Origin of the sequence: Nocardioides cavernae (genome assembly GCF_013410035.1) — a bacterium.
GTDB lineage: Bacteria > Actinomycetota > Actinomycetes > Propionibacteriales > Nocardioidaceae > Nocardioides > Nocardioides cavernae_A.
Genome location: NZ_JACCBW010000001.1, coordinates 1,349,463 through 1,363,758 on the forward strand (window position 1 = coordinate 1,349,463; position 14,296 = coordinate 1,363,758).

Consider the following 14,296-nt stretch of genomic DNA (forward strand, 5'->3'; position numbering starts at 1 on the left):
GCTACGCCGGCTCGGTCACGTCCGCGACGGTCGCGGCGAAGAACGCGATGACGTCGTCCCCCGCCAGGGTCGCGGCGACGCCGTGGGCACCGGCACCGATCGAGATCGTGGTCGCGACGATCCGCTCGTCCGCGACGACGGGCAGCGCACCCGCGGCGCCGAACGGCGTGATCGTGCCGCGCTCGTAGCCGGTCACCTCGCGCGCCGCGTCGGCGTCCGGCATCGAGATCCGGTTGACCCCGAGCAGCGCGCGCAGCCTGGGCCACGCGATCTGCCGGTCACCGGGGACGAGCACCAGCAGGTGGTCGCCCTCGCCGCGGCGCACGACCATCGTCTTGACGATCGCCGACGGCTCCACGCCGCGCACGGCCGCCGCCTCCTCGAGCGAGCCGACCCGGCCGTGCCGGGTGACGTCGTACGCGAGCCCGGAGGCGGCGAGGGCGCGCAGGGCCGGGTTCTGGTCGTCGTCCACGCCCCGACCGTACCCGTCGCAGTTTGCACTGAGTGCAACAATCTCGTTCGTGATCTGCACCCCTTCCGGAGACGGCCGCCGGGCCTCGCGCGACGAGCGGCACCGCGCCCTCGTCGACGCCGCCCGGGCGCTGGCGTCCGAGCACGGGGCGCACGGCTTCACCGTGGACCGGGTCGCCGCGGCGGCAGGGGTCTCCCGGCGCACCGTCTTCAACCACTTCGCCGGCCTCGACCAGCTCCTCGTCGCGGTCTGCGAGCAGGTCCTCGCCGAGGTGACGACCGACCTGCTGGCCGGCGTCGACCGGCTCACCGCCGAGCTCCCCCCGGGCGAGGCGGGCAGCCGTGCGGCGGTCGACGCCGTCGGCGAGGCCTGCCGGGGCGTGGACCTCCCCACCGCCATCGTCACGATCCACCACCTGCTGGGCGGGCCCCGGGAGCTCGACGAGCGGGCCGCGGGCATCTCGCGCACGGCCTTCGAGCACGTCGGGGGCCGCCTGCGGAGCCGCCTGCTCGAGCGCGCCCCCGGCCTCGACCCGCTCGACCTCGAGCTCGCCCTCGCCCTGCTCACCAACGGCCTCGCGCTCATCGCGGGGCACTGGCTCGAGCAGCACCCCGACCTGACCACCGACGTCCCGCCGGCAGCCCGCGCCGACTGGGACCGCCTCCTCGACCGCCTGCTGCACCGGCTCCGCGTCGGCCACGCCGGCTGACCCACCCCTGACGAAAGGCACGCCACCCCGCCATGGCTGAGCTCCTCTACCGCATCGGACGCTTCGCGGCGCGCCGCCACTGGACCGTCGTCGGCGCCTGGCTCGCGCTCCTGGCGCTCACCGCGGTGACGTACGTGTCGTTCGCGGGCGCGCTGTCCTCCTCGATCTCGCTGCCCGACACGCCCACCACCCGGGTCTCCCAGCAGCTGGAGCGCGACTTCGAGGGGACGGGCGGCGGCAACGGGTCGATCGTCGTCGAGACGACCGACGGTGAGCCGTTCACCGACCAGCAGCGCAGCGCCGTCGTCGACCTCCTCGACGAGCTCCGGGCGGTCGACGGCGTCTCCGACGTCACCGACCCGTTCCAGACGCAGGACGACGTCGACGCCTCCGCCGAGCAGGTCGCCGACGGCCGGCGCCAGCTCGCCGACGGCGAGCAGAAGCTGCGCGACGCCCAGGCGCAGATCAACCTCGGCCGTGCCGCGCTGCGCGACCAGCGGCAGCAGGCCCGGGAGGCAGGCACCCTCGCAGCCGTGCGCGAGCAGCTCGCCGCGGCGCAGCGCCAGCTCGACGAGGGCCAGGCCGAGCTCGATGACCAGCGCGAGAAGGTGGAGGCGGAGGCACCGCGGCTCGAGCAGGGCGCGATCCTGTCCGGCCTCGCCTCGGGCTTCCGGACGGTCTCGGAGGACGGCTCGGCCGCCGTCGTCAACGTGGTCTTCTCCGCACCGATCAACGAGGTCACCGTCGAGACGAAGGAGGAGATCGAGACCCTCGCGACCGACGCCGGCATCGACGGGGTCGAGCTCCACCCGTCGCAGGAGATCGCGCAGACCGTGCCCTCGATCCTCGGCCCGGGCGAGATCGCCGGCGTCGTGATCGCGGCGATCGTGCTCACCGTCATGCTCGGCACCGCGCTCGGCGCGGCCCTGCCGCTCGTCACGGCGCTGCTCGGCGTCGGCGTCGCGTCTCTCGCGTCGCTGTCGTTCTCCGGCCTGGTGGAGTTCGTCAGCGTGACGCCGGTCCTCGGCGTCATGCTCGGGCTCGCCGTCGGCATCGACTACTCGCTCTTCATCATCAACCGCCACCGTCGCCAGCTGATGCGCGGCGCCGACGTGCACGAGTCGATCGGGATCGCCAACGGCACCTCCGGCAACGCCGTCGTCTTCGCCGGGGTGACGGTGATCGTGGCCCTGCTCGCGCTGAACGTCACCGGCGTGGGCTTCCTCGGCCTGATGGGCACCGTCGGCGCCGTCGCGGTGCTGGTCGCCATCCTGATGGCCGTCACCCTGACCCCGGCCGTGCTGTCCCTGGTCGGCACCCGCATCCTGCGGCGTGGCGAGCGCAGGCGCCTCGGGGCCGGTCACGTGGCCCACGACGACGAGATCACCGACCGGGACCAGCCGATGAGCAGCACGCGCGCCTGGACGGTCCTGGCCGTCGGCGTCGTGGCGCTCCTCGCGATCGCCGCGCCGGCGACCCAGATGCGGCTCGGGCTGCCCGACGGCTCGACGCAGCCGCCCGACTCCTCCGGCTTCCAGGCCTACGAGGTCCAGGCCGAGAAGTTCGGCGAGGGCTCCAACGGGCCGCTCCTCGTCGTCGCGGACCTGCCCGCGGCGATCGGCGAGGACGAGGTCATCGCCGAGCAGGCCGCCATCGGCGAGCGCCTCGGCAACCTCTGGGCGGTCGAGGCGGTCGTCCCGATCGGCGCGTCGAAGGACCGCACGGCGCTGGCGTTCCAGGTGGTCCCGCGCGGCGCGCCGTCGAGCGAGTCCACGGGGGCGCTCGTCCACGACCTGCGTGAGCTCAGGCCCACGACGACCGACGGGGGGGAGGCGACCCTCGGCGTCGCCGGCAACGCGAGCGCCAACATCGACATCTCCGAGCAGCTCTCCGACGTGCTCCCGACCTACCTGGTGCTCGTGGTGGGCCTGTCCCTGCTGATCCTGGTGCTGGTGTTCCGCTCGATCCTGGTGCCGCTGACCGCGACCCTCGGCTTCGTGCTGTCCCTGCTGGCGGCGTTCGGCGGCATCACCGCGATCTTCCAGATCGGCTTCCTCGCCGACCTCTTCGGCGTCCACGCGCCGGGGCCGGTGCTGAGCTTCCTGCCGATCATCGCGACGGGCATCCTGTTCGGGCTCGCGATGGACTACCAGCTCTTCCTCGTCTCGGGGATGCGCGAGGCGTACGCCCACGGCGCCGACGCGCGGGTCGCGGTGAGGCACGGCCTCAACGCCGGGCGGGCGGTCGTCACCGCGGCGGCGATCATCATGATCTCGGTCTTCGCCGGGTTCGTGTTCTCCCACGACGCGACCATCAAGCCGATCGGGTTCGGCCTGGCGTTCGGCGTCCTGCTCGACGCCTTCGTGGTCCGGATGCTCCTCATCCCCGCGGCGATGCACCTCCTCGGCGACAAGGCCTGGTGGCTCCCCGGCTGGCTCGACCGCCTGCTGCCCGACGTGGACGTCGAGGGCGCCAAGCTGGAGCGCAGCCACCCCGTGCAGGACGGCGCGGCTGGCACGATGTCGACGTGACCGACACCCGCCCCGTGCTCACCTGGCTCACCGACATGGACGGCGTCCTCGTCCGCGAGGAGGACCCGATCCCCGGCGCCAAGGAGTTCATCGCCGCCCTGCGCGCCCAGGACATCCCGTTCCTCGTCCTCACCAACAACTCGATCTTCACACCGCGCGACCTGCGGGTGCGGCTGCTGCGCAGCAGCGGCATCGACGTGCCGGAGGACCGGATCTGGACCTCCGCGCTCGCCACCGCGCAGTTCCTCGACGAGCAGCGGCCGGGGGGCTCGGCGTACGTCGTGGGCGAGTCCGGCCTCACCCAGGCCGTGCACGACGTGGGCTACGTGATGACCGATCAGGACCCCGACTACGTCGTGCTCGGCGAGACCCGGACCTACTCGTTCGAGGCGATCACCAAGGCGATCCGCCTGGTCGGCGACGGGGCGCGCTTCATCGCCACCAACCCCGACCCGAGCGGCCCGAGCGCGCAGGGCATCCTCCCGGCGACCGGGTCGGTGGCCGCCCTCATCAGCACCGCGACGGGACGCTCGCCGTACTTCATCGGCAAGCCCAACCCGCTGATGATGCGCAGCGCCCTCAACCGGCTCGAGGCGCACTCCGAGACGACCGTGATGATCGGCGACCGGATGGACACCGACATCATCAGCGGACTGGAGGCGGGGCTGCGGACCATCCTGGTCGCGACCGGCGCCACCGAGCTGCACCAGGTCGAGGACTTCCCCTACCGGCCGACCCGGGTCGTCGACTCGATCGCCGACGTGGTGTCGCTCGTGAGCGAGCTGTTCCGCCCCGACGAGGTCTGAGCAGCCGGGGGCGGGTCAGGCCGCGAGCGCGAGCCCGAGCACGATGCCGGCGGCCGCACACGCACCGAGGGTCCGCAGCACCGACCACCGCCGCCAGAAGACCAGCGCGCAGCCGAGCGCGGTGATCGCGAGCGCCGGCCATGAGACCGAGCCGAGCAGCGGGTACTCGACGTCGAGCGGACCGGCGACGAGCTGCCGGGTCTCGTCGAAGAGCGTGTGCAGCGCGAAGAGGACCGCGAGGCTGGCGATGACGCCGACGACGGCGGCGGTGATGCCGGTCAGCGCGGCCGCGAGGTCGCGGTTGCCGCGCAGGCGCTCGACGTAGGGCGCGCCCAGGAGGATGAAGAGGAAGCACGGCACGAAGGTGACCCACGTGGTCAGGAGCGCCGCGATGACTGCGGCGACCCACGGGTCCAGCCCGCCCGGCGAGCGGTAGGCCCCGACGAAGGCGACGAACTGCACGACCATCACGAGCGGCCCCGGCGTCGTCTCGGCGAGGGCGAGGCCGCGGACCATCTCCCCGGGAGCCAGCCAGCCGTAGACGTCGACGGCCTGCTGGGCGACGAAGGCCAGGACGGCGTACGCCCCACCGAAGGTCACCAGGGCGGTCCCCGAGAAGAAGAGGCCCTGGTCCACGAAGACGCTGGAGCGGCCGAAGAACAGCGCTGCCAGCGCGACCGGCACGAACCATGCCACCAGTCCCACCAGCAGCACCGTCGCGGACCGGCGCCCGGACGGACGCTCGGCGTGGAGCTGCTCGTCGCTCACCAGCGGCTCGGGGCCGCCGTCGGCGGCAGCCCTGGGCGGCGCGGTGAGCGTGGGGATCCGCCGACCCAGGGCCCACCCCAGGACGGCCGCCGCGAGCACGACCAGCGGGAACGGGACGCCGAAGAACGTCAGGGCCACGAAGGACGCGACCGCCAGGACCACGAGGGCCGGGTGGCCCAGCCCCTTGGTCCCGACGCGGATCACCGCCTGCAGGACGATCGCGATCACCGCGGGCGCGAGCCCGAGGAAGAGCGACTCGACCAGCGTGGTGTCGCCGAACGCCACGTAGACGCCGGAGAGCACCAGCAGCGCCACCACGCCGGGCAGGACGAAGAGGATCCCCGCGACCAGCGCGCCGCGTACGCCGTTGAGCAGCCACCCGACATAGGTCGCGAGCTGCTGCGCCTCGGGTCCCGGGAGCAGCGTGCAGTAGGACAGCGCGAAGAGGAACCGCTGCTGACCGATCCAGCGCTTCTCGTCGACGAGCGTGCGCTGCATCACCGCGATCTGCCCGGCGGGGCCGCCGAACGTCTGCAGCGAGATGGCGAACCAGGCCCGGGTCGCCTCCCGCAGCGGGATGACGTCGCGTGTCAGGCGGCGGTCCTGCCCTTGCCGGCGACCGACTCGGCCACCCCGATGAGCAGGACGGCGGCGACCACGGCGAGGACGAAGCCGAGGATGTTGAGCTCCCAGATGTCGCCGGTGCCGAAGAACTGGGCGATCAGGCCGCCGATGAGTGAGCCGACAAGGCCGAGGCCGAGCGTGGCGAGGATGCCGAGGTTCTGCTTGCCCGGCTTGATGAGGCGGGCGAGCGCTCCGATGATGAGGCCCGCGACGAGGAATCCGATCATGTCCTGCTCCTGAGTCTCGATGGTCGGGAGCGGTGGCTCCGTCGTGTCGAGCATAGCCACGCTCAGGTGAGCGGAGCAGGCTCCAACAGGTGACCTCGGCGCCATGTGTGATGGATCACGATCGCCACGACCACCGCCCCGGCGGTGCCGAGCGACAGGTCGCTGAGGGTGTCGGCGTACGCGAACTCGCGCTCGGTCGACCGGCTGATGAAGGCGAAGTACTCCGCGACCTCCCACGCGATCGCCGCCGTGGCACCGAACGCGAGCCCGCGCTCGAGCACACGGCCGAGGCCGACGTCGCGGGGCAGCGTGAGCAGGATGAACGCCGCGGCGAGCAGCCCGGTGTTCATGAAGTGCATCCAGTCGTCGAACCACCAGACCGTGTCGTAGAGGTCCATCCGGTTGCCGAGGATGTCGGTGAAGCACGTGACGGTGATGAGCAGGTCGGGCAGCCACGGGAAGGAGATCCGGTCGCGCCAGAGGGTCCACCAGAGCAGCGGCACGGTGAACGAGATCAGGGGGTAGCCGATGGCCCGGGCTCCCGCGGCCTTGTCGCGCAGGTTGGCCTGGTCGGGGTAGAGCACGGCGAGCAGCAGCATCACGACCAGGATCGCCTTGGCCAGGACGTTGGCGGTCTTGGCCAGGGCGGGTGTCGCGGGGTGCTCGATCGCTGCTTCAGTCACCGGGACACCCTCTCACCGGGCATCACCAGGTCGCGGCCTGGCACTCCCGCGCGGGGTCCGCCTCGACCTGGAGCGTCGCGTGGTCCATCCCGTGGACCTCGCGCAGGGCCGTCTGCGCGCCGGCCAGGACGACGCGGGCGTCCGCGCCGACGCACAGGACGAGGTGGGCCGTCGCCACGTTCATGCCCGAGGTCAGCGTCCAGGCGTGCAGGTCGTGCACGTCGGCCACCCCGGGCACCGCCTCGAGGTCACGGACGACCGCCTCGAGGTCGACGTCGTGCGGGGCGTGCTGGCCGAGGACGGCGAGCACCTCGCGACCGAGCAGGAGCGCTCGCACCGCGACGAAGACGCCGATCGCCACCGCCACGACCGTGTCCCACCAGCCGTCACCGGTCAGCCCCACGAGGACGCCGGCCGCGATCACGCCCACGCTGCCGGCGGCGTCCGCCATCACCTCGAGGTAGGCGCCCCTCACGTTGATCGACTCCTGGGCCCCACCGCGCAGCAGGACCAGGCAGACGAGGTTGACGGCCAGGCCGACCGCGCCGACCAGCAGCAGGGGGCCGGAGGGGACCTCCACCGCACCGCCGGTGCGGCGTACGGCCTCGACGACGACGTACGCCGACACCCCGAGCATGATCAGCACCGTCAGCCCCGACGCGAAGACCTCGGCGCGGTAGGAGCCGTAGGTGCGCCGCCCGGTGCCGTCGGGTCGGGTCGCGATCTTCGTCGCGACGAGCGCGGCACCGAGGGCGACGACGTCCGCCGCCATGTGGCCCGCGTCGGACAGGAGGGCGAGGGAGCCGGTGGCGAGCCCGACGACGAGCTCGACGACGAGGAAGGTGGCGACCAGGCCGAAGGCGACGGCGAGCCGCCAGCGGTGGCGTCCGCCTGCGTGGCCCGGGCCGTGCCCGTGGCCGTGACCCGCTCCCATGCATCCTCAATCGTCGATCGGCCGTATCATCGTCGCAGGGCGATGCTAGCCCCGTGAGCCCGGCTGCGTCCACTGTTGTGCCGATGGTTCAGGATGTACGCGAACCGCCGCCGTACGTCCGAGGAGCCCGGCCCGCCATGAGCACGCCCACCGCCACCGAGCCGGACCGTCGCCTCGCGATCGGCCTGCTCGTCGGTGGCCTCGTCGGGCTGGTGGCCTCGGCCGTCCTGCTGATCGAGCGGATCCGGCTCGCCGAGGACAGCAGCTACGTCCCGTCGTGCAGCATCAACCCGGTCCTGAGCTGCGGCAACGTGATGGAGTCGACCCAGGCGGCGCTGCTCGGGTTCCCCAACCCGATCATCGGCGTGGCCGCCTTCCCGGTCGTGGTCGCGATGGCCGCGGCGCTGCTGGGCGGGGCGAGGCTCCCCCGCTGGTACTGGCTCGGGCTGCAGGCGGGCGTCACGGTGGCCGTGGTGTTCATCTCGTGGCTCGTCTTCCAGAGCCTCTACCGGATCGGCGCGCTGTGCCCCTACTGCATGGTCGTGTGGGTCGTGGTGATCCCGATGTTCCTCTACGTCACGCTGCGCAACCTGCGGACCGGCGTGCTCGGCGGACCGGGCGGGCTCGCGCGCGCGCTCGACGACTGGTCGGCACCACTCCTCTTCGGTGCGTACGCCCTCGTCGTCCTGCTCGTCCTGCAGCGCTTCTGGTCCTACTGGTCGACGCTGCTCTGAGCGGTCAGTGCCGCTCCTCGTAGTGGTGGCCGGGGGTGACGGCCGTCAGCTCGAGGAGACGCTCGGCGCTCGCCAGCACCCCCTGCAGCTCCTCGACGTGGACCAGCGACCACATCGACGCCCGGCCCTCCGGCCGTGAGGTCACCAGGCCGCAGTCCCGGAGGCAGGCCAGGTGCTTCGACACCGTGCTCTGTGCCAGGCCGAGGTGCGCGGTCAGGTCGACCACGCGGTGCTCGCCGAGCATGAGGTGGCGCACGATCAGCAGCCGCGACGGGTCGGAGAGCGCGTGGAAGAGCGCGGCCTCGTCCGCGAGCCCGGCCGTCTCCTGGGTGATCGCCACGCGACGATGCTAGCCAGCAGGCGACCACCCGTCCGAGCCGACGGACCCCTCGCCTAGCCTGCGGTGGTGGAGAGGCGGCTGCTGGCGGACACCCGCCCGCTCGCGAACCCCCACTTCAAGCGGCTCTGGCTGGCCAACATCGTCACCGTGATCGGTGCGCAGCTGACCGTCGTGGCGGTGCCCGCGCAGATCTACGCGATGACCGGGTCGTCGGCGTACGTCGGCCTCACCGGCGTCTTCGGGCTCGTGCCGCTGGTGGTCTTCGGGCTCTGGGGCGGGGCGCTGGCGGACGCGTTCGACCGGCGCACCCTGCTGATGGTCACGACGTGCGGGCTGATCCTCACCAGTGCCGGCTTCTGGTTGCAGGCCGCCCTCGGCGCCGAGGACGTGTGGCTGCTCCTGACGCTCTTCGCGGTGCAGCAGGCGTTCTTCGCGGTGAACCAGCCGACCCGGTCGGCGCTGCTGCCGCGGCTCCTCGACAGGGAGCTGCTGCCCGCGGCCAACTCGCTCAACATGACCGTCATGCAGGCCGGCGGCATCGCCGGCCCGCTGGTCGGCGGTGCGCTGATCCCGCTGGTGGGCTACTCCTGGCTCTACCTGCTGGACACGGTCACGCTCTTCGCGACCCTCGGCGCGGTCGTGGGCCTGCCGGCGCTCCCGGTCATCGGGGCCACCCTGACCCCGGGGCTCTCCGCGGTGGTCGACGGCTTCCGCTACCTGCGGACGCAGCCGGTGCTGATGATGTCGTTCGTCGTCGACATCATCGCGATGGTCTTCGGGATGCCCCGCGCCCTCTTCCCGGAGATGGCGCACCTCGACTTCGGCGGCCCCAGCGAGGGCGGCCTGGCCTTCGCGCTGCTCTTCGCGGCCATCCCCCTGGGGGCGGTGATCGGCGGCGTGCTCTCGGGCTGGGTCTCCCACGTCGAGCGCCAGGGCCTGGCCGTGATCGCGTCGATCATCGTGTGGGGCCTCGCGATGGTGGGCTTCGGCGTCGCCGCGCTCCTGGCCCCGTTCGCTCCCGGCCTGATGCTCGGCGTCGCCGTCCTCATGCTCGCGATCGGCGGCGCCGCCGACATGGCCTCCGCCGCGTTCCGCACCTCGATGCTGCAGGCGGCCGCCGACGACTCCGTCCGCGGGCGCCTCCAGGGCATCTTCATCGTCGTGGTCGCGGGCGGCCCCCGCATCGCCGACGTCGCCCACGGCGCGACCGCCGCGGCGACCGGCGCCGCCGTCGCGGCTGCGGGAGGCGGCGTACTGGTGGTGGTCTTCACCGTCCTCGCCGCGCTCGCGGTCCCGGCCTTCGTGCGCTACCGCATCACCCGGGTGGCGTGACCTCGGTCCGGGCGGCGCTCCACCATGGGATGTCGGTGGACCGGCACTTCCCGAGGTTCATTCACCCGGGGGAGTGCCAGCTGGTCGACATCCCATGGTGGAGCAGCAGCGGCGGCGGGATCAGACGGGGCGGCTCTTCGGCGAGTTCGCGGCCGTCAGCCCCGGGTCGCGGACGACGACGGAGCCGAGGGCCTCGTCGATGCGGGCCATCACGTCGGCGTCGAGCCTCACCCCCGCGGCCTTGACGTTGTCGGCGACCTGCTCGGGGCGCGAGGCGCCGACCAGGGCGGCGGCGACGTTGTCGTTCTGGAGGACCCAGGCGATCGCGAGCTGCGCCATCGTCAGGTCGCAGTCCTCGGCGATCGGCTTGAGGCCCTGCACCGCGGTGAGGACGTCGTCCTTCATGAAGCGCGAGATCATGTCCGCGCCACCCTTGGTGTCGGTCGCGCGCGAGCCCTCCGGCGGCGCCTGGCCCGGCTCGTACTTGCCGGTCAGCACGCCCTGGGCGATGGGGCTCCACACGATCTGGGAGACGCCGAGCTCCTCCGAGGCCGGGACGACCTCGTCCTCGATGACGCGCCAGAGCATGGAGTACTGCGGCTGGCTCGAGATGAGCTGGAAGCCGAGCTCCTTCGACAGCTCGACGCCCGCGCGGATCTGGTCGGCGGTCCACTCGCTGACGCCGATGTAGAGCGCCTTGCCCTGGCGTACGACGTCGGCGAAGGCCTGCATCGTCTCCTCGAGCGGGGTCTCGGTGTCGAAGCGGTGGGCCTGGTAGAGGTCGACGTAGTCGGTCTGCAGCCGCTCGAGCGAGCCGTTGATCGACTCCATGATGTGCTTGCGGGACAGGCCGGTGTCGTTCTTGCCCTTGGGGCCGGTCGGCCAGTAGACCTTCGTGAAGATCTCGAGCGACTCCCGGCGCTCGCCCTTCAGCGCCTCGCCGAGGACGGTCTCCGCGGCGGTGTTGGCGTAGACGTCCGCGGTGTCGAAGGTGGAGATCCCCTCGTCGAGGGCCGCGCGCACGCACTGCGTGGCGACGTCGTTCTCGACCTGGGAGCCGTGGGTGAGCCAGTTGCCGTAGGTGATCTCGGAGATCTTGAGTCCGCTGTTGCCGAGGTATCGGAATTCCATTCCTCCGACACTAGCGAGGGGCACTAGCGGGGGACGGGGCGCAGCCTCCGGTCGAGCCACACGTAGAGCGCGAAGAGCAGGAGGAAGAGGATCGTGATGCCCAGGCAGGCGATCCCGACCGCTCCCCAGCCCTCCTCCGAGGCGTCGAGGAACGGGTAGGGCACCCAGCCGTCCACCTGCGCCACGACCAGGGTCCAGGCCGTCCAGGCGACCGGCCAGACCAGCGCGTACGCCGCCTCCCGCACGCTCGCGCGCGGGCGGGGGCCGACCCACGCCCACGCCGCGACCGCCAGCACCGGCACCACCATGTGCAGCAGCTTGTCCACGACCCAGTTGGCGCCGTCGAGGTCGAGCAGCGGGCGCAGCAGGAAGAAGTGGACGAGCCCCGTGACCGTGATCCCGACGATGCCGGCGAGGCGGGCCACCCGCCACCCGGTGCGGTCGAGCAGCGGGTCGCGCGCGAGGGCGGTCGAGGTGACCGCGACGAGCAGGTTGCTCTGGATCGTGAAGTAGGCGAGGTACTGGTAGATCCGCTGGGCCAGGCCGGGCGGGTCGGTCTCCACCAGCACGGCCTCCCCGGAGATGGTCAGCACCATCTGGAAGGCCAGCGAGAACCACGCGACGGCCGCCACGCCGAGGTGCACGCGCCGCGCGCGCTCGACTGTCATGACCGGAGCGTAGGGCCGCTCAGTCGAGGACGACCAGGACGTCGCCGTCCTGGACGACATCACCGACGGTGACCTTGATCGCCGTCACCGTGCCGCCCCGCTCGGCCAGCATCGGGATCTCCATCTTCATCGACTCCAGCAGGACGACGGTGTCGCCTGCCTCGACACGGTCACCCTCGGCGACCTCGATCGTGAGGACGTTGGCGACGAGCTCGGAGACGATCTCGAGGGAGGTGGGGCGGGCCATGCGCCCGACGCTAGCGGTTACCCGGGCGTACGACCGGATCCGGCGGGGCCCGTCCTCAGAGCTCGGCGAAGCGGCGCGGCTCCGGCCGGTGCGGGCCGGCCTCCTCCGCGCGGCGCCCGCCCTTGCCCTTCGGGCCGGTGAGCGCGAGGTCGGCGCGGATCACGAGGTAGCCGACGACGAGCCCGAGCACGACGGAGTACGCCGCGCGGAGCCCTGCCTCCGCGTAGGTGCTCTCGGGCGAGACGAGGCCGGTGGCGAGCGGGACCGTGGCGGCGACGCCGAACGCGCACACCCACCAGCCCTGCCGGCGGCGGGCACGGACGTGGGTGCCCCACACCAGCGCCGGGATGCCGAGCAGCACGACGAGGGGGCGGGGGAAGGCCCCGATGCGGGCCGAGGTCCAGTCGGCGAAGTCGAGCACCGAGGACACGAAGGACTGCGCACCGTAGCGGCGCAGGAGCTCGGCGTACGCCAGCGTCGCGAAGAGGACGCCGAGGCCGATGGCGACGACGATGATCCCGCGGCGGCCGAGGCCGTGGAGGCCCGCGCCGAGGCGCCACACGATCGCCAGGACGAGGCCGAGGGCGAGCAGCAGGGCCACGATCTCGAACCGCTCCGTCGACACGGTCGGCTCGAACCCGACGGCCGCGAACGCGGTGACGACCGCGACGAGCGTCGCGACGAGCGCCTCGCGCACCGCCTTGAGCCCGGTGACCGCGGGCACCGTGATCATCACTGCGTAGACGCTGCCGACGACGCAGGTCATCACCGCGGCGCCCGTGGGCAGGACGCGACCGCCCACGAGCAGGCTCGCCACGCCCAGGACCAGGGCGAGCCCGGCGGAGACCAGGGCCCGTCCGGCGGTCCGGGTGGCGAGCAGCCACGACAGCGCGGTGACCACGGCCACCGCGCCGGCACCGTCGGTCCACTCCGGCATCCACGTGACGTCCTCGATGACCTGGTTGTGGTCGAGGATGCCGGTCAGCGCGGACCAGCCGAGAGCCAGGGAGCCCAGCAGCAGCACGCCGAACCACAGGACGAGGAGCGAGCGCCGCGGGCCGTCGGGCAGCTCCTCGTCGGGCTCGGGGACGTCGAGCACTGCGGACGGCGGGACCGATGCCGGGACCACGGGCGCCGCCGGCGGTGCGGCTGTCGCGGCCTGACCCGCCAGCGCGGCCGGCCCCGCCTGCTCGGCCGGCTCGGCCGGATCGGCCCTCCGACGTCGCAGCCGCGAGGGCGGACGCTCGGCGGCGCGCTTGCCGCGGGCGGACCCGCGGCGGCCGTCGGAGGTGGGGGAAGACACGTCGGACGAGGTTACAGCCGGCGGTTCGCCAGCGACGGATTGGTGCGGCGGGCCTCGGCGAGGTCGGCGCGGTCGAGGACGACCTCGAGCGTCTCCTCCCCGCCGGACGCCGCGGCGAGCGTTTCGCCGAGGGGCCCGACGACGGCCGAGTGCCCGCTGTAGCGCGGCTCCGGCTGTCCCGCCCCGACGACGTAGCAGGTGTTCTCGATGGCGCGCGCCGCCAGCAGCGTGCGCCAGTGCTCGACCTTCCGCTCCCCCGGCAGCCAGGCCGCCGGGACGACGATCACCTCGGCGCCGGCGTCGACGAGACGCCGGGCCAGCTCGGGGAAGCGCAGGTCGTAGCAGGTCATCAGGCCGACCTGCCACCCGGCGACGTCGACGACGACGGGCTCGAGCGGTCCGCCCGTGAGCCGGTCGGACTCGCGGTAGCCGAAGGAGTCGTAGAGGTGGATCTTGCGGTAGGTCGCCCGCGCGCCGCCCCCGACGACGAGGGTGTTGTAGGGGCGCTCCGGGTCCTCGGCGACCTCGAACATCCCCGCGACGACCGTGCACGACGCCGCGTCGGCGACATGCCCGAGCTCGCGCGCGAACGGCCCGTCGAGCGGCTCGGCGAAGGCGCTCACGTCCGAGCCGGCCTCACCGAAGTCCCGGGCGAAGGCCTCCGGGAGGACGACCAGGTCCGCACCGGGCGTGACGCCCTGCGCGAGGCGTACGCGGTTGTCCTCGGGGTCGAGCCCGCTCGTCCACTGGTGGACGCGCACGCGCAGCTGGTCGGCCATGCGACCAG

The 14,296-nt window shown here is 72.7% G+C and carries 16 protein-coding genes; 5 read left to right on the top strand and 11 right to left on the bottom strand.

What is annotated here, in order from left to right; all coding sequences use genetic code 11:
* Window position 1 precedes the first annotated feature (1 nt).
* Window positions 2-472, bottom strand: a complete 471-nt coding sequence (locus F4692_RS06570; protein ID WP_179618770.1) for an aminoacyl-tRNA deacylase — start codon at window positions 470-472, stop codon at window positions 2-4.
* 49 nt (window positions 473-521) lie between these two features.
* Between F4692_RS06570 and F4692_RS06575 the strand changes: the two genes are divergently transcribed.
* From F4692_RS06575 to F4692_RS06585, 3 genes are read left to right on the top strand one after another with little or no spacing between them, the layout of a single operon-like run.
* Complete coding sequence (locus tag F4692_RS06575; protein ID WP_218858170.1) at window positions 522-1,181, top strand: TetR/AcrR family transcriptional regulator; 660 nt, start codon at window positions 522-524, stop codon at window positions 1,179-1,181.
* 32 nt (window positions 1,182-1,213) lie between these two features.
* A complete protein-coding gene (locus F4692_RS06580) occupies window positions 1,214-3,712 on the top strand; it encodes an MMPL family transporter (protein ID WP_179618771.1) in 2,499 nt (832 codons plus the stop codon).
* 35 nt (window positions 3,713-3,747) lie between these two features.
* On the top strand, window positions 3,748-4,518 hold the full coding sequence (locus tag F4692_RS06585; RefSeq protein WP_179619061.1) for an HAD-IIA family hydrolase: 771 nt from the start codon (window positions 3,748-3,750) through the stop codon (window positions 4,516-4,518).
* Window positions 4,519-4,533: 15 nt separating this feature from the next.
* On the opposite strand, the gene chrA is transcribed toward F4692_RS06585, so the two are convergent.
* The 4 genes from chrA to F4692_RS06605 form a co-directional block, all read right to left on the bottom strand.
* Window positions 4,534-5,880, bottom strand: a complete 1,347-nt coding sequence (gene chrA, locus F4692_RS06590; RefSeq protein ID WP_179619062.1) for a chromate efflux transporter — start codon at window positions 5,878-5,880, stop codon at window positions 4,534-4,536.
* Window positions 5,877-6,137: a GlsB/YeaQ/YmgE family stress response membrane protein gene (locus F4692_RS06595; protein WP_179618772.1), complete on the bottom strand. Its 261-nt coding sequence runs from the start codon at window positions 6,135-6,137 to the stop codon at window positions 5,877-5,879. The genes chrA and F4692_RS06595 overlap by 4 nt, the downstream gene beginning before the upstream one ends.
* Window positions 6,138-6,199: 62 nt before the next feature.
* Window positions 6,200-6,820 carry a DUF2238 domain-containing protein gene (locus tag F4692_RS06600; protein ID WP_179618773.1) on the bottom strand — a complete coding sequence of 207 codons (621 nt, stop codon included), beginning with the start codon at window positions 6,818-6,820 and terminating at the stop codon, window positions 6,200-6,202.
* Between the two features lie 22 nt (window positions 6,821-6,842).
* Window positions 6,843-7,754, bottom strand: coding sequence for a cation diffusion facilitator family transporter (locus tag F4692_RS06605; RefSeq protein ID WP_179618774.1), 912 nt, complete (start codon window positions 7,752-7,754; stop codon window positions 6,843-6,845).
* Between the two features lie 137 nt (window positions 7,755-7,891).
* Between F4692_RS06605 and F4692_RS06610 the strand changes: the two genes are divergently transcribed.
* Window positions 7,892-8,488: a vitamin K epoxide reductase family protein gene (locus F4692_RS06610; protein ID WP_179618775.1), complete on the top strand. Its 597-nt coding sequence runs from the start codon at window positions 7,892-7,894 to the stop codon at window positions 8,486-8,488.
* 4 nt (window positions 8,489-8,492) lie between these two features.
* On the opposite strand, the gene F4692_RS06615 is transcribed toward F4692_RS06610, so the two are convergent.
* Window positions 8,493-8,828: an ArsR/SmtB family transcription factor gene (locus tag F4692_RS06615; protein ID WP_179618776.1), complete on the bottom strand. Its 336-nt coding sequence runs from the start codon at window positions 8,826-8,828 to the stop codon at window positions 8,493-8,495.
* 66 nt (window positions 8,829-8,894) lie between these two features.
* On the opposite strand from F4692_RS06615, the gene F4692_RS06620 reads away from it, so the two are divergent.
* The gene (locus F4692_RS06620; RefSeq protein ID WP_179618777.1) at window positions 8,895-10,160 is read left to right on the top strand and encodes an MFS transporter; all 1,266 of its coding nucleotides are present in this window, start codon (window positions 8,895-8,897) and stop codon (window positions 10,158-10,160) included.
* A gap of 120 nt (window positions 10,161-10,280) precedes the next feature.
* On the opposite strand, the gene F4692_RS06625 is transcribed toward F4692_RS06620, so the two are convergent.
* Genes F4692_RS06625 through F4692_RS06645 form a run of 5 tightly spaced genes read right to left on the bottom strand, consistent with a single transcriptional unit; the run spans window position 10,281 to window position 14,288 of the window.
* Window positions 10,281-11,291: an aldo/keto reductase family protein gene (locus F4692_RS06625; protein ID WP_179618778.1), complete on the bottom strand. Its 1,011-nt coding sequence runs from the start codon at window positions 11,289-11,291 to the stop codon at window positions 10,281-10,283.
* 23 nt (window positions 11,292-11,314) lie between these two features.
* Window positions 11,315-11,959 carry a Pr6Pr family membrane protein gene (locus F4692_RS06630; RefSeq protein WP_179618779.1) on the bottom strand — a complete coding sequence of 215 codons (645 nt, stop codon included), beginning with the start codon at window positions 11,957-11,959 and terminating at the stop codon, window positions 11,315-11,317.
* 19 nt (window positions 11,960-11,978) lie between these two features.
* Window positions 11,979-12,206 (bottom strand): biotin/lipoyl-binding carrier protein, encoded by a 228-nt coding sequence (locus F4692_RS06635; RefSeq protein ID WP_179618780.1) that lies wholly within the window; start codon window positions 12,204-12,206, stop codon window positions 11,979-11,981.
* A gap of 55 nt (window positions 12,207-12,261) precedes the next feature.
* The gene (locus tag F4692_RS06640; protein WP_179618781.1) at window positions 12,262-13,509 is read right to left on the bottom strand and encodes a hypothetical protein; all 1,248 of its coding nucleotides are present in this window, start codon (window positions 13,507-13,509) and stop codon (window positions 12,262-12,264) included.
* 11 nt (window positions 13,510-13,520) lie between these two features.
* Window positions 13,521-14,288: a carbon-nitrogen hydrolase family protein gene (locus F4692_RS06645; RefSeq protein WP_179618782.1), complete on the bottom strand. Its 768-nt coding sequence runs from the start codon at window positions 14,286-14,288 to the stop codon at window positions 13,521-13,523.
* Between the last annotated feature and the right edge of the window lie 8 nt (window positions 14,289-14,296).

Excerpts from the sequence above, each read along its gene's own strand:
- F4692_RS06580 (WP_179618771.1), top strand. The coding sequence starts at position 1,214 with ATGGCTGAGCTCCTCTACCGCATCGGACGCTTCGCGGCGCGCCGCCAC.
- F4692_RS06585 (WP_179619061.1), top strand. The coding sequence starts at position 3,748 with ATGGACGGCGTCCTCGTCCGCGAGGAGGACCCGATCCCCGGCGCCAAG.
- F4692_RS06595 (WP_179618772.1), bottom strand. The coding sequence starts at position 6,137 with ATGATCGGATTCCTCGTCGCGGGCCTCATCATCGGAGCGCTCGCCCGC.
- F4692_RS06605 (WP_179618774.1), bottom strand. The coding sequence starts at position 7,754 with ATGGGAGCGGGTCACGGCCACGGGCACGGCCCGGGCCACGCAGGCGGA.
- F4692_RS06610 (WP_179618775.1), top strand. The coding sequence starts at position 7,892 with ATGAGCACGCCCACCGCCACCGAGCCGGACCGTCGCCTCGCGATCGGC.
- F4692_RS06625 (WP_179618778.1), bottom strand. The coding sequence starts at position 11,291 with ATGGAATTCCGATACCTCGGCAACAGCGGACTCAAGATCTCCGAGATC.
- F4692_RS06630 (WP_179618779.1), bottom strand. The coding sequence starts at position 11,959 with ATGACAGTCGAGCGCGCGCGGCGCGTGCACCTCGGCGTGGCGGCCGTC.
- F4692_RS06635 (WP_179618780.1), bottom strand. The coding sequence starts at position 12,206 with ATGGCCCGCCCCACCTCCCTCGAGATCGTCTCCGAGCTCGTCGCCAAC.
- F4692_RS06645 (WP_179618782.1), bottom strand. The coding sequence starts at position 14,288 with ATGGCCGACCAGCTGCGCGTGCGCGTCCACCAGTGGACGAGCGGGCTC.